Annotated in this window: 15 protein-coding genes; 12 read left to right on the plus strand and 3 right to left on the minus strand. The window is 34.5% G+C overall.

Going from position 1 to position 12,912, the window contains the following annotated elements; all coding sequences use genetic code 11:
• Positions 1 to 39 precede the first annotated feature (39 nt).
• The 4 genes from AC0OM3_RS22825 to AC0OM3_RS22840 all read left to right on the plus strand — a co-directional run bounded on the left by AC0OM3_RS22825 (position 40) and on the right by AC0OM3_RS22840 (position 3,282).
• Positions 40 to 474 (plus strand): GNAT family N-acetyltransferase, encoded by a 435-nt coding sequence (locus tag AC0OM3_RS22825; RefSeq protein ID WP_001190880.1) that lies wholly within the window; start codon positions 40 to 42, stop codon positions 472 to 474.
• 528 nt (positions 475 to 1,002) lie between these two features.
• Entirely contained in the window at positions 1,003 to 2,340 is a 1,338-nt protein-coding gene (gene brnQ4 / locus AC0OM3_RS22830) for a branched-chain amino acid transport system II carrier protein BrnQ4 (RefSeq protein ID WP_000678504.1), read from the plus strand.
• 65 nt (positions 2,341 to 2,405) lie between these two features.
• A complete protein-coding gene (csaA, locus tag AC0OM3_RS22835; protein WP_001263019.1) occupies positions 2,406 to 2,735 on the plus strand; it encodes a chaperone CsaA in 330 nt (109 codons plus the stop codon).
• Positions 2,716 to 3,282, plus strand: coding sequence for a DUF1572 domain-containing protein (locus tag AC0OM3_RS22840; protein ID WP_000435826.1), 567 nt, complete (start codon positions 2,716 to 2,718; stop codon positions 3,280 to 3,282). The genes csaA and AC0OM3_RS22840 overlap by 20 nt, the downstream gene beginning before the upstream one ends.
• Here the strand turns inward: AC0OM3_RS22840 and AC0OM3_RS22845 are convergent.
• Positions 3,255 to 3,560 (minus strand): hypothetical protein, encoded by a 306-nt coding sequence (locus tag AC0OM3_RS22845; RefSeq protein ID WP_002163956.1) that lies wholly within the window; start codon positions 3,558 to 3,560, stop codon positions 3,255 to 3,257. The two genes, AC0OM3_RS22840 and AC0OM3_RS22845, sit on opposite strands and share 28 nt — an antisense overlap.
• A gap of 4 nt (positions 3,561 to 3,564) precedes the next feature.
• Positions 3,565 to 3,861: a hypothetical protein gene (locus AC0OM3_RS22850; RefSeq protein ID WP_000770727.1), complete on the minus strand. Its 297-nt coding sequence runs from the start codon at positions 3,859 to 3,861 to the stop codon at positions 3,565 to 3,567.
• A gap of 88 nt (positions 3,862 to 3,949) precedes the next feature.
• On the opposite strand from AC0OM3_RS22850, the gene spoIIP (AC0OM3_RS22855) reads away from it, so the two are divergent.
• From spoIIP (AC0OM3_RS22855) to AC0OM3_RS22875, 5 genes are all read left to right on the plus strand, one after another.
• Positions 3,950 to 5,104, plus strand: a complete 1,155-nt coding sequence (spoIIP, locus tag AC0OM3_RS22855) for a stage II sporulation protein P (protein WP_001079281.1) — start codon at positions 3,950 to 3,952, stop codon at positions 5,102 to 5,104.
• Positions 5,105 to 5,359: 255 nt separating this feature from the next.
• Complete coding sequence (locus AC0OM3_RS22860; protein WP_000617569.1) at positions 5,360 to 5,857, plus strand: GNAT family N-acetyltransferase; 498 nt, start codon at positions 5,360 to 5,362, stop codon at positions 5,855 to 5,857.
• Between the two features lie 11 nt (positions 5,858 to 5,868).
• Positions 5,869 to 6,609, plus strand: a complete 741-nt coding sequence (locus tag AC0OM3_RS22865; RefSeq protein WP_000747650.1) for a M15 family metallopeptidase — start codon at positions 5,869 to 5,871, stop codon at positions 6,607 to 6,609.
• Between the two features lie 23 nt (positions 6,610 to 6,632).
• A complete protein-coding gene (locus AC0OM3_RS22870; RefSeq protein WP_474213102.1) occupies positions 6,633 to 7,079 on the plus strand; it encodes an NUDIX hydrolase in 447 nt (148 codons plus the stop codon).
• 182 nt (positions 7,080 to 7,261) lie between these two features.
• Positions 7,262 to 8,737 carry an amidase family protein gene (locus AC0OM3_RS22875; RefSeq protein WP_474213103.1) on the plus strand — a complete coding sequence of 492 codons (1,476 nt, stop codon included), beginning with the start codon at positions 7,262 to 7,264 and terminating at the stop codon, positions 8,735 to 8,737.
• A gap of 49 nt (positions 8,738 to 8,786) precedes the next feature.
• Here AC0OM3_RS22875 and AC0OM3_RS22880 read toward each other — a convergent pair whose 3' ends face one another.
• Positions 8,787 to 10,004 (minus strand): MFS transporter, encoded by a 1,218-nt coding sequence (locus tag AC0OM3_RS22880; RefSeq protein ID WP_001245221.1) that lies wholly within the window; start codon positions 10,002 to 10,004, stop codon positions 8,787 to 8,789.
• Positions 10,005 to 10,278: 274 nt separating this feature from the next.
• Between AC0OM3_RS22880 and AC0OM3_RS22885 the strand changes: the two genes are divergently transcribed.
• The 3 genes from AC0OM3_RS22885 to spoIIP (AC0OM3_RS22895) are packed head-to-tail and all read left to right on the plus strand — an operon-like array spanning position 10,279 to position 12,903.
• Complete coding sequence (locus AC0OM3_RS22885) at positions 10,279 to 10,707, plus strand: NfeD family protein (protein ID WP_000741974.1); 429 nt, start codon at positions 10,279 to 10,281, stop codon at positions 10,705 to 10,707.
• A 2-nt stretch (positions 10,708 to 10,709) separates the two neighbouring features.
• Positions 10,710 to 11,678, plus strand: coding sequence for an SPFH domain-containing protein (locus AC0OM3_RS22890; RefSeq protein WP_000226252.1), 969 nt, complete (start codon positions 10,710 to 10,712; stop codon positions 11,676 to 11,678).
• The gene (gene spoIIP, locus AC0OM3_RS22895; RefSeq protein WP_000613903.1) at positions 11,656 to 12,903 is read left to right on the plus strand and encodes a stage II sporulation protein P; all 1,248 of its coding nucleotides are present in this window, start codon (positions 11,656 to 11,658) and stop codon (positions 12,901 to 12,903) included. The genes AC0OM3_RS22890 and spoIIP (AC0OM3_RS22895) overlap by 23 nt, the downstream gene beginning before the upstream one ends.
• The last annotated feature ends 9 nt before the right edge of the window (positions 12,904 to 12,912 follow it).

A 12,912-nucleotide genomic window follows, 5' to 3' on the forward strand; every position in this document is an offset into this window, starting at 1 on the left:
GAAAACGCAAACTGATTACATAAGAAAGGACTGAACATTTTGCAATCCAAACTTATAACAGAACTTACTGATTTAGAAACTGCCTTTCATATTCGAAAAGAAGTATTTGTAAAAGAACAAGGTGTTCCTCTTACAGATGAATTCGATACATTCGATGAAATCGGAGAGCAATGTAAACATATTTTAGTTTATTATCATGATCTTCCTGTAGGCACAGGGCGTATACGATTTGTTGATGGTGTCGGAAAATTAGAACGTATTTGTATTTTAAAAGATTATCGTACATACGGATTAGGTAAAGTCATCATTCAAACGTTAGAAGAAATTGCTCGTAACGAACAAGCTACAAAAGTGAAGCTACACGGTCAAACACAAGCTGAAGGATTTTATAAAAAATTAGACTATCAAACTTCTTCTGATATATTTATGGAAGATGGCATTCCGCACATACTTATGACGAAAGTGTTATCATAATAAAAAGGGTAGTATATGAATCTTATGTATTCATACACTACCCTTTTTTATTAATAGAAAAGCGAATTCTCAAGATTCCCTTTTGCGGCACTTCAATTATGGATGGCTTTTGTTATGTTACGTGTGTAAAGTTATTTGAAAATAACGATAGGATAATAGGTGAGATTGTAACAATATTTGTGTAAGAGAATAAAAATGTAGATAATTTTGATTTTCAAAAAAATCAATTTGAAAATATGTTTTTATTTTGCAACTAAATATGTTACTATATGTGTGATAAAAACAAAGAGGTCTGACAACTATACTCCACGTAATAACACTCTAATGATTTAAAAATTCAAAAAAATCAAAATTCAAAACAGCAATTGTAATAATGATTAGAGTAAAAATAAGGGGAATGGAGAAATTATGGAGAAAGACACTGCTTTGTAAGGGGCATATTTTATCATCTTGAGCAGAGAGGAGGATGCATAGCATATTGTAAAATATAGAGATAAACAATGAAAAAGTGCTATGCAAATAAAGAGCATGAAGGGACGTTTAAGGCCAGGTGATACGGTAGCAATTGGTTTAATGCTATTTGCATTATTTTTAGGAGCAGGAAATTTAATTTTTCCGCCAGTTTTAGGTCAACAAGCAGGAGAGAATGTTTGGATTGCTACAATAGGATTCCTTGTAACGGGAGTCGGATTACCCCTACTAGCTGTAACAGCTGTCGCGTTTGTAGAGGGGGACTTGAAAGCGCTATCTTCTAGAGTCCACCCTATATTTGCGTTTATTTTCCCATTGATTAGTTATTTAGCAATTGGACCATTTTTCGCGATTCCTCGTACTGGAGCTGTTTCGTTTGAAATGGGTATGAAGCCGTTTTTATCAGAGGCAATGGTTTCAGAGTGGTACATGCTATTTCTTTTCACGATAGTTTTCTTCGGAATAACGTGGTATTTATCATTAAATCCATCTAAATTAGTGGATTGGTTTGGAAAGTTTCTTACACCATTATTAGTATTAATTGTCGCTGTTATTGTCGGAAAGGCAATCATTGATCCAATTGGAGAGCCAGCTACGCCGTTAGCTGCTTACAAAGAAAATGCTTTCTTTGGTGGATTTATTCAAGGATATTTAACGATGGATGCAATTAGCGCGCTCGTATTCGGAATTGTCGTCGTCCAAGTTATCCGCTCTAAAGGGATAAAAGAGAGTAGTCAAATTGCAAAAATAACAGTAGTATCAGGTATTATCGCTGTACTTGGTTTAACGTTAATTTATTTATCACTTGCTTATCTTGGTTCAACAAGCACATCACTTGGTATCTCAGAAAACGGTGGTCTTATTTTAACGAATGTTGTAAATGAGCTATATGGGACGAGTGGTAAAATTTTATTAGGGCTTGTTATTATACTCGCTTGTTTAACAACTTCTGTTGGGTTAACATCTGCGTGTGCGGGTTTCTTTACAAACTTATTCCCAAAACTTTCGCATAAAACGATTGTAACAATGGTATGTGTATTTAGTTTAATTGTATCTAACCTAGGTTTAACACAATTAATCGCAGTAACATTACCTGTGTTAATGATTATTTATCCAGTTGCAATTGTATTAATCGTACTTTCGTATTTCCATAAGTGGATTGGGAAGCGTAATACAATTTATATTGGAGCTATTTTAGGTGCATTGTTAATTAGTTTCTTTAACGGTTTAGAAAGTGCGAAAATTAAAATTGACGCGATTTCTAATGTACTACAAATGTTACCGTTATATAACGAAGGAATCGGATGGTTAATTCCATCATGTATTGGCGGGATTCTCGGTTTCTTCTTCTATAAATCAAATGAATCAAGTGAATTACAAAAGAAAGGTGCTTAGGCACCTTTCTTTTTTTAAAGGGGATTTTTGTATTTTGTCTAAGTAATAATTGGGGGGAATGATAAATGGCTAATTTTGAAGATTTTTTAAATTTGGATTTGAGAATTGGAACTGTAATACATGCAGAGGAATTTAAAGAAGCGAGAGTACCAGCGATTAAACTAGCAATAGATTTTGGAGAAATCGGGATAAAGCAGTCAAGTGCTCAAATTACGAAAAGGTATAGTCCAGAAGAGTTAATCGGTCAACAAATCGTTGCTGTTGTAAACTTTCCACCAAAGCGTGTAGCTGGATTCAAATCAGAAGTGCTTGTGCTTGGCGGCGTTCCTGAAGCTGATGATGTAGTGTTGCTTCAGCCTAATATGGAATTGCCAAATGGAACAAAAATTAGCTAGGGTGAAGGTAGGGGCTAATATGGATATCGGACGAGAATATTTACAATGTGCGATTTCGAACTTTAAAGCAATAAAGAAACAAGGAGAACGGGCACTTTCTCAATTATCATATGAACAAATACAATGGTCTTCTCATGAAGAAACAAATAGTATAGCGATTATTATTAAGCATCTGCACGGTAATATGCGTTCTAGATGGACGGATTTTTTTACGTCTGATGGTGAAAAAACAGATCGTAATCGAGATGGTGAATTTGAGGGATGCTATCATTCAAAAGAAGAAGCCATTATAGCTTGGCAAGAAGGATGGAAATATGTTTTTAATACGATAAATACTTTAACGCCGGAACACTTATTGAAGACGGTATACATTCGCGGTGAAGAACATACTGTCATGCAAGCAATTGAAAGGCAAATTTCTCATTATGCATTGCATATTGGTCAGATTATTTACATTGGGAAGATGTTAAAAGAAAATGAGTGGGAATGTTTAAGTATTCCGAGAGATCAGTCTGCGCATTATGTAGAGAAAAAACGTTCAACATAATAATAAGAAAGAAACCGATAAAAAATGGGGAAAAAGAAAGTCAGCCAAATAATAGATGGTTCTGTAATCATAAGAATACTGCCAAAAATAAGTCCATATACAATAAGAAAGAAATTGAAAAGTGTATTCAAAGGGAGAAATCGTGAGATGAACACTTGCTGTCCTTTATAACAATCACTGTGAAATAAATAAAAGCGGAAGTACCATGTGGCTGTAATAAGATCTTTCTTTCTCACAATTCTTTTTTTGCATGTATGACAGATAAATGGTGGTTGCATTTCATTACGCTCCATTTTTTATTTTCATAATAATGTGAGACAAAAGTAGGTACAAAGTGTATGTTCCTATATACGCTCCTGCAATAAGGAAAAATGGATTCAGTAAAATTCCATGAATGCTCGTCATGAAAACTAAATCTTGTATTAAAACATCGTATATATTAATGGAAATAATTATACCGAGTACATAAAGTGCCAAGTACGCAGAAATATGTAGCACAATAGAGATTTTTGGATGCTTAGCGGACAAATAAAAAATGAATGATAGAGCGATTGGTAATATTCCTATTAATAGCTTCAATTCATTTCACCTCATTAACAATATAGCCGAAATTTTAACGGTCTATTCTCTAGGGCTTGTACATAACTTGAAATAGAGAGGTGATAGTATGAATCGGGGCTTTTTTTTTATGAAGTTTACAAGTATGCGTAAGTTAGTTTTATTTGTTATTACTACAGTGCTAGCGACTTTTTTTCTTATTAGTCTGATGGTAACCTCTATGAAAGAGACGAAGTCAACGTATTTATATAATTGGTTAAATGAGTTATCGATGAATGGTTACATGTATGTACTTGGAAAAGAGAATCATTATTTTACACAGGAGTATCGAAATTTGAATCAAGATTTTTCAATTTCTTCTTTTCTCTTTTCTATGGCTACAAATATTCGCTTTAATGATATACGCAGTTTTGTCGGGAAAGAGCTCCCCGGGTTCGGTAAGTACGATACTGAAATTGTTATTGCGGGTGAGGGTACAAATTATTCTAACTTACCGATAGAGTCGAGTGTTCCTCTTGAAGAAGTAGTGAAGGAACGGACTAGTGGAACTGGACAAGCACCTAAACAAGATACGAATAAAGAGAAAAAACAGCCGTCCCAAACGACTGGAAAGAGACAAGTTGCGTTTATTTATCATACACATAGCTGGGAATCTTATTTACCTTTACTTAACTTAACGAATGACCCGAATCCGAATAAAGCAACGAGTTCTGTATCGAATATTTCTATGTTAGGAGACCGTTTCCGTGAACAACTAGAAGGTGAAGGGATTGGAGCTACTAACGATAAGAGTGATGTTGGTCAAAAGTTAATAAGTAAAGGTTTAAATAGTAATAGTTCGTATAAAATGTCACGAGAAATTGTGCAACAAGCTATGGCTGGAAATAAAGATCTTCAATACTTTTTTGATTTGCATCGTGATAGTGCCCGAAAGAATGTAACGACAAAAACAATTGGAGATAAATCATATGCAAAGCTTGCATTTGTAGTAGGGAAAGGAAATAAAAACTATGAAAAAAACTTACAATTAGCGACAGCTTTACATGAGGCGATTAATAAGAAATATCCAGGAGTGAGTCGTGGGGTCATTCAAAAAGGGTTCCAGACAGGAAATGGAATCTATAATCAAGACCTATCAGGACAAGCGATATTAATAGAAGTTGGCGGTGTAGATAATACGGAGGAAGAATTGAATCGATCAATTGATGCACTTGCTAAAGCATTTGGTGAATATTTTTGGCAGGCAGAAAAAGTGAATGGATAAAGTGAAACGTGAATTAGCCAGGACATCTATCGATAATTATTAGCTCACTTCAATTTTGGAAAAACGTAAGTGTAATGCTTGCGTTTTTTCTTTGTAATGGTGAGACGTCACAGAATAGACATAATTTGTCGGTGTTATAGTAATATCGAAATTTGTCAATTTATAGTAGGAGATTTACAAAGGGATTTTCGAGAAAGTAGAGAAAATCTTTTTATAAGGAAAACTTTTTATTATGAAACTGGTAGGGTGATTGAAGTGATTAGGGAGATCGAAATAGAAGATGCAGCATCATTTTTACAATTAAGTAAGCAATTAGATGAAGAAACGAAGTTTATGTTATATGAACCAGGAGAAAGAAAAACTACAGCTGAGCAACAAGAAAAAATAATCCATCGCTTTATAGAAAATGAATATGCAACAATATTTGTAGCAGTTGAAGATGAGAGGATAGTAGGTTTTATATTAGTGAATGGAAATAACATTCAAAGAAAGAGACATGTGGCAACCATTGTAATTGGTATTTTGCAAGAGTATAACGGGCGAGGTATTGGGACGAGATTGTTTAAAGAGGTTGAGAAGTGGGCAAAATTACATGATGTATGGCGTTTAGAATTAACAGTAATGGCCCACAATACAAGAGCTCAGACACTATATAAAAAAGCTGGATTTGAGAAAGAAGGTGTCAAAAAAGCTGCTCTTATTATCGATGGAAAGGAAATCGATGAGTATGAAATGGCCAAATTATTAAAATAAGAGGTCGTTATATGAAAAAAAGATGGGCACTACTCGGTATCGTAGCTGCAATAATTATTGTTGGAGTAGCAGGAATCAATTATAAAATGTATAAGGATAAGCAAGCGCGGGAAGTAAGTGTAAATAGCATATTTCCGAAAGCGAAAGAAACGATTGCTAATATGGATGGGGATATTGCGGTAATTAATAATCCGAATTCAATGCTTGTACTTGTGAATAAAAGTAGGCGTTTACCAGATGGTTATAGACCGCCAGATTTAGTTATTCCGAAAGTGCGCTACTCTAGTGAAGGTGATCAAGAAAAGAAAAAGATGAGAAAAGAGGCAGCGAGGGCGCTTGAGGAAATGTTCCAGCAAGCTAACAACGAGCGTATTTTTCTTTTTGCAGTTTCTGGATTTAGATCCTTTGATCGACAAAAAGCATTAAATACGATGTATAAAAAACAAGATGGGGAAGCAAAAACAGCAATGTCTAGCGCGGTTCCTGGCACAAGTGAGCATCAAACTGGATTAGCTATGGATATTACGTCTCAATCTGCTAAATTTCAGTTAGAGACGGTTTTTGGGGAAACGAAAGAAGGTCAGTGGCTTTCTGAAAATGCCCATAAATTTGGTTTTGTGATTCGATACACAAAAGCGAAAGAAACGATTACGGGCTATCGGTATGAACCATGGCACGTAAGGTATGTGGGAAATCCACAAGCTACATATTTGTATGATAATCAACTGACGCTTGAAGAAGTAACAGAGTAAATGATTGAGGGGAGAGACGTATAATGACGATGTTATATAAGAAAAAAGTACATGCATATATTACAAGAGAAAAAGAGGGGGTTATGCAATTACTTGTTTTTAAACATCGTGATATACATGAAGCTGGTATTCAAGTGCCAGGAGGAACGGTTGATGAAGGTGAAACGTTAGAAGCGGCTATATTGCGTGAAGTACAGGAAGAATCCGGATTGCGTCATTTATGCATAGAACGTTTTTTAGCAGATTACATCATACATATGAAAGAAAAACAGGAATATGAAAAACGCCACTTTTTCCATGTTACTTTACTAACAGATGTAAAGGATACTTGGGAACATATTGTAAGTGCTGATGAGGAAGATAAAGGATTAGTATTTTGCTACGAATGGGTTGATATTGCAAAATGCCCTGAATTAGCTGGGAAACAAGGTGAGTTTTTACATTTATTAGATGAAATATACACACAGTAACGTTAGAGTCTGAAACGAAGGTTAATCCGTTTCAGACTTTTTTTATTTTTCGGGAAATTAAAGGTGTTTAAATAAGGAAATTGAATTTCTTTAAAGGAATATTAATTTAGGATGTGTTGAGGTGAAAAAAATGAAAAAGTAAGGGGTATACGCTAAAAAATTTCATATAAGGGAGAATATAAATGGAAATTCAGTTTAATCCAATCTTAAAAAAGGAATTAACAATTCAAGATATTCAAAATGAAATGGAATCAGGAAAGTTAACTTCAAAAGAGCTAGTGATGTATTATCTTTATAGAATCGCAAAGTATGATCAAGACGGACCGAAAATCAATTCAATTTTAGAAATCAATCCAGATGCAATTTTTATTGCAGAAGCGTTAGATTATGAAAGAAAGACAAAAGGTATAAGGGGTCCATTACATGGAATACCTGTTTTGCTTAAGGATAATATTGAAACGAATGACTCCATGCATACAAGTGCAGGTACAATAGCTCTAGAACAAAATATAAGCAGTGAAGATGCATTTCTCGTTACTCAACTGCGAGAAGCAGGAGCGGTGATAATAGGAAAAACAAATATGACAGAATTAGCAAATGCAATGTCTTTTGAAATGTGGGCTGGATATAGTGCAAGAGGTGGTCAAACAATCAATCCATACGGAACGGGCAAGGACCCTATGTTTGTTGGCGGATCTAGTACAGGATCTGCGATAGCAGTTGCTGCTAACTTTACAGTAGTATCTGTTGGGACAGAAACCGATGCTTCTATTTTGAGCCCCGCTGTTCAAAATTCTGTAGTAGGTATTAAACCGACTGTCGGTTTAATTAGTCGTAGAGGAATTATTCCATTTACTTATTCGCAAGATACAGCTGGACCATTTGCTAGAACGGTAACCGATGCTTCTATTTTGCTAGGGAGTTTAATTGGGGTAGATGAGAAAGATGTTGCTACTCATAGAAGTGAAGGTAGGGGAGAGCATGATTATACAAAATATCTTGATGTTAATGGCTTAAATGGAGCGAAGATTGGTGTGTTTAACGCTGCATCAAAAGATTATTACGAAAATGGTGAGTATGATGAAAACTTGTTTAAGGAAACGATCCAAGTATTACGTAATGAAGGAGCGACAGTAGTAGAAAATATTGATATTCCTTCTTTTCATAGAAAATGGAGTTGGGGAGTTCCGCTTTATGAACTGAAGCATAGTTTAGATAACTATCTTTCTAAATTACCTTCTACTATTCCGATACATTCTATTTCGGAGTTAATGGAGTTTAATAAAAACATAGCAGAAAGAGCTTTAAAATATGGACAAACTAAGTTAGAGGGAAGAAAAGACTTTCCAAATACGTTACGAAATCCAGAATATTTAAATGCGAGATTAGAAGATATATATTTTTCTCAAGAACAAGGCATTGATTTTGCATTGGAAAAATATAATCTTGATGCGATACTGTTTCCTTCCTATATAGGTTCTACTATATGTGCGAAAGCGGGTTATCCGTCTATAGCAATACCAGCTGGGTATATGGAAAGCGGGAGACCTTTTGGAATTACGATTGCAAGTACTGCCTTTAGTGAAGGGATATTAATTAAGCTAGGTTATGCTTTTGAACAAGCGACAAAGCATAGAAAAATCCCCAACTTATCATGAATAGAATAAACAAAGAGGACAGGAATCCCTGTCCTCTTTGTTTTAGTGATTAAAGTGAAATATCGTTCTGCTCTGTCTTATGATATTTTAATAAACTAAAAGATAAACAAGCGGAACATAAAATAAGAATAGAAGCGATGATATAAATTGTACGAACACCGAACATATCAGTAATAATGCCAATGCTAAGCATAGATAGTCCAGAGGCTGTTGAAAGAAGTGCACCATGTGCTGTATACATTTTGGATAATAAAGCAGGGGCGACACTTGATTGTAAAACAGTCGTTTGGGAAATATCTCTAATTTGATAACATGGTCCCATTAGAACACATAGAAAAAGCGCAATAAATCCGCTGCTCGTCATACCGTATAAAAATGTAAGAATGCTAAATATAAGAGAGCCAATCGACATAGATCGTATTAAATTGTTTTGAATATAGGAACTCATTTTCCATGCTAATAGACCACCGATTAACGTGCCAACATAATAACTTGTATTAATATATCCCCACCATTCTTCGCCTTTATGAAGGATAGTCGTAACGTATGCCATCGTAATAGCACCAATCCATATTGTCCCTGCGAAAGTTTCGATTAAGTCCATATATGTAACGGTACGGAGAGAAGGATTTTGAAATAGGAGTTTCCAACCTTCCAATAAAATAGTACTTTTGGAAGAGGGAGAATCTGCTATTCTTTCAGTATGTATGGAACGTAATGAAAAATGTAATGCAATACATCCGAAAATCATTAAAATGTTATTAATCATGAGTGTAGAAGTAGCACCAATGAGAAGAACGACAATACTCGTAAATGAATAAGCAACGGCTTGCACAATTTGTGTTGAAAAGGAAAAGATACTATTTACTTTTACTAATTTTTCTTTCGGTGTAAGGCGCGGAAGAATACCATATAATAATGGAGCACTCCACCCACTACATAATGAAATGACAAAAATAAAAGTTAATAGAGCTATAATGTTTGTGGATAAGACCGGGAACAAAATCATTAATAATAGTAAAAAGACTGTTTTCAGCCATTGGAGCGTATATAACAACGTATAAGATGGAAAACGTTTTATTATAAGTGGTGCAGAGATGTTAGCAATTAGATTTGTGATAACTTGTAATAATGGAAAAAGAGCAGTAATAGTAGCTGATTTAGTTGCTATATAAATATGAGTTGTAATAATCATTACATATACGATGTCAGCGAGAGTAATGCATATTTTTGAACCTAAATAGTAGATTAGTGACAGGTTTCTCAATAAGAATATCACCTCTATAAAAAATAGTATTTAGTAATTAGAATAATTGTAATTTAAAAATTAAAATTTTTAAAGAATTTAATTTTTTGTCACTTTTTGAAAGGGATTTTCATGTATAATGAAGAATATATTGATATAGTATTATATTAATGATCATTGTAACAGTGAATATGTACAATAGCTTGTAGCGAACGCCCGAGTGTAAGAAAGGGCGGATAAACCATTCTTTTCTTCATATACATATAGAAAATGAGAAAGAAAGCGAGGGTTGCATATGGCTGCTTGGGTAATTTGGTTTATAATAGCTGGTATTTTATTTATCGCAGAAATGTTGTCGATTACATTTTACATGCTTTGGCTTGGAATTGGAGCTGTTGTCGGAGGTCTTATTGCTTTGTTTGCTCCTGATGCACTACTGTTACAAGTTACTGTTGGTGCAATTGTAAGTTTAACTTTGACATTCTTTACGAAAAGAATTTCAAAAAACTTTCGAGAAGCAAAAGGATTTACTGATACAGTAGATATGCTTGTTGGTAAAAAAGGGATCGTTATGCAAGCGATTACAAATGAAGCGAATGGTATTGTGAAAGTGGATGGAGATACTTGGACAGCTATTGCAGATTCTTCAATTGATGCTGGAGAAAAAGTCGTTGTTATAAAGAGACATAGTACTATATTACAAGTGAAAAAGGAGAGTGAATAAATATGGTAGCATTAACGTTAACGATTATATTCGCACTAATTGTAGTTACATTTATCGCATTAACAATTAAAATTATTCCTCAGCAAAAAGTTGGGGTTGTTGAAAGATTTGGTAAGTTTCAACGTATCATGCACCCAGGGTTAAATATTTTAATACCAATTGTAGATCGTGTTCGTGTATATCATGACTTACGCATTCAACAAACGAATGTACCACCGCAAAAGGTAATTACGAAAGATAATGTTCAAGTAGAAATTGATACAATTATTTTCTATCAAATTGTTGAACCAGAACTTGCGACATATGGTATTTCAAACTATGAATATGGTGTTCGTAATATTACTTCAGCAACGATGCGTCAAATCATCGGTAAAATGGAACTAGATGAAACGTTATCTGGTCGTGAAAAAATTTCAACAGAAATCCGCTTAGCGCTTGATGAAGCAACAGAAAAATGGGGCGTACGTATTGAACGTGTCGAAGTTGTTGATATTAACCCGCCAAAAGATGTGCAAGCATCAATGGAAAAACAAATGAAGGCTGAGCGTAATAAACGTGCGATTATTTTAGAAGCTGAAGCAGCAAAACAAGATAAAGTCCTTCGCGCTGAAGGGGAAAAGCAAAGTAAAATCTTGATGGCTGAAGGGGATAAAGAAGCGCGTATTCGCGAAGCTGAAGGTATAAAAGAAGCAAAAGAATTAGAAGCACAAGGGGAAGCACGAGCAATTGAAGAAATCGCAAAAGCAGAACAAAATCGTATTGAATTGCTTCGTGAAGCGAATTTGGATGAGCGTATACTTGCTTACAAATCATTTGAATCATTAGCTGAAGTTGCAAAAGGACCAGCAAATAAAGTCTTTATTCCGTCTAATGCAATTGAAACACTTGGTACTCTTGGGGCAATTGGAGAAATATTTAAAGAAAAACAAGCGAAGAAACTACCTTCAAATGATACAGGAAAAGAACAATAAAAGTGAGGAAGAGAAATGGGATACCATTTCTCTTTTTTTTGCGTATATTCCGAAAAGCTTGTACATATCCATGTATAAAGAAGGTGATGCAGTGAAAAAGTATGCAACTCGAATACATGGGAAGAAACTGATTTCGTTACTCCTTTTATATGCGCTAATAGTAATTATGATAGCGTCGATTTTGACGTCATTTTTACATACAATGAAATCGAATTATGCAAATCAATGGTTTGGAAAAGTATCGATGCAAGGTTTTGTTCAAATGATAGAAAGTGAGAATCGCTATTACGGATTTGATTATTTTAAGAAGAATAAAAGAGAGTCAGTTGGGAATTTAATGTTCTCTATCGCGACAGATTTGAAAATTAAAGATTTAAGAACATTCGTCGGTAAAGAAGTACCAGGTATGTCAAAGTATTATTCTAATATTATCGTAGCTGGGGAAGGGACAAACTTGACGAATATCCCAAATGAATCTAGTGTACCGATTGAAGAAGTAACGAAAGAACGTGAAATAGCAAAAGATAAAGTTACAGAAGCGGAAAAGAATAATCCGGTTCAGAAAAAGAACGGAGCGAAAAAAGGTGAAAGTGCAGTATATATTTATCATACACATAGCTGGGAATCCTTCTTTCCATTATTACCAGGGGCAACTGATCCATCTAGCCCAGATGTAAATGTGTCTTTACTAGGGAAACGTATGAAAGAGCAACTTGAAGGACAAGGAATTCCGGTAGTTCATGATAAAACGAATATGGGTGATTTATTAGCGAGTAAAAAGTGGGTATGGTATCAGTCATATAAAGCGTCTCATGAATATGTAAAAGAGGCATTAGCACAAAATAATAAAATTGCGTTTCCGATTGATATACACCGTGACGATCAGCGTAAGAAAGTAACAACAAAAGTAATTAACGGAAAATCGTATGCAAGATTATATTTTATAATTGGGATGGAAAATGAAGGCCGTGCTGAAAATGAAAAAATTGCAAGAGCGATCAATAGTTATTTAGATGAAAACTATTACGGATTAAGTAGAGGGATTTTTCCAAAGTATAAAAAAGATGGAAATGGCGTTTATAATCAAGATTTATCGAAAAATGCGATGTTAATTGAAGTTGGTGGTGTTGATAATACGTTAGATGAATTATATAACACAATTGATGTGTTAACAGAAGCGTTTAGTAAATATTATTGGAATGATGCGGAAAAAGTGAATGGATGAGGGACGGGA

The organism is Bacillus sp. FAU20 (assembly GCF_056033865.1).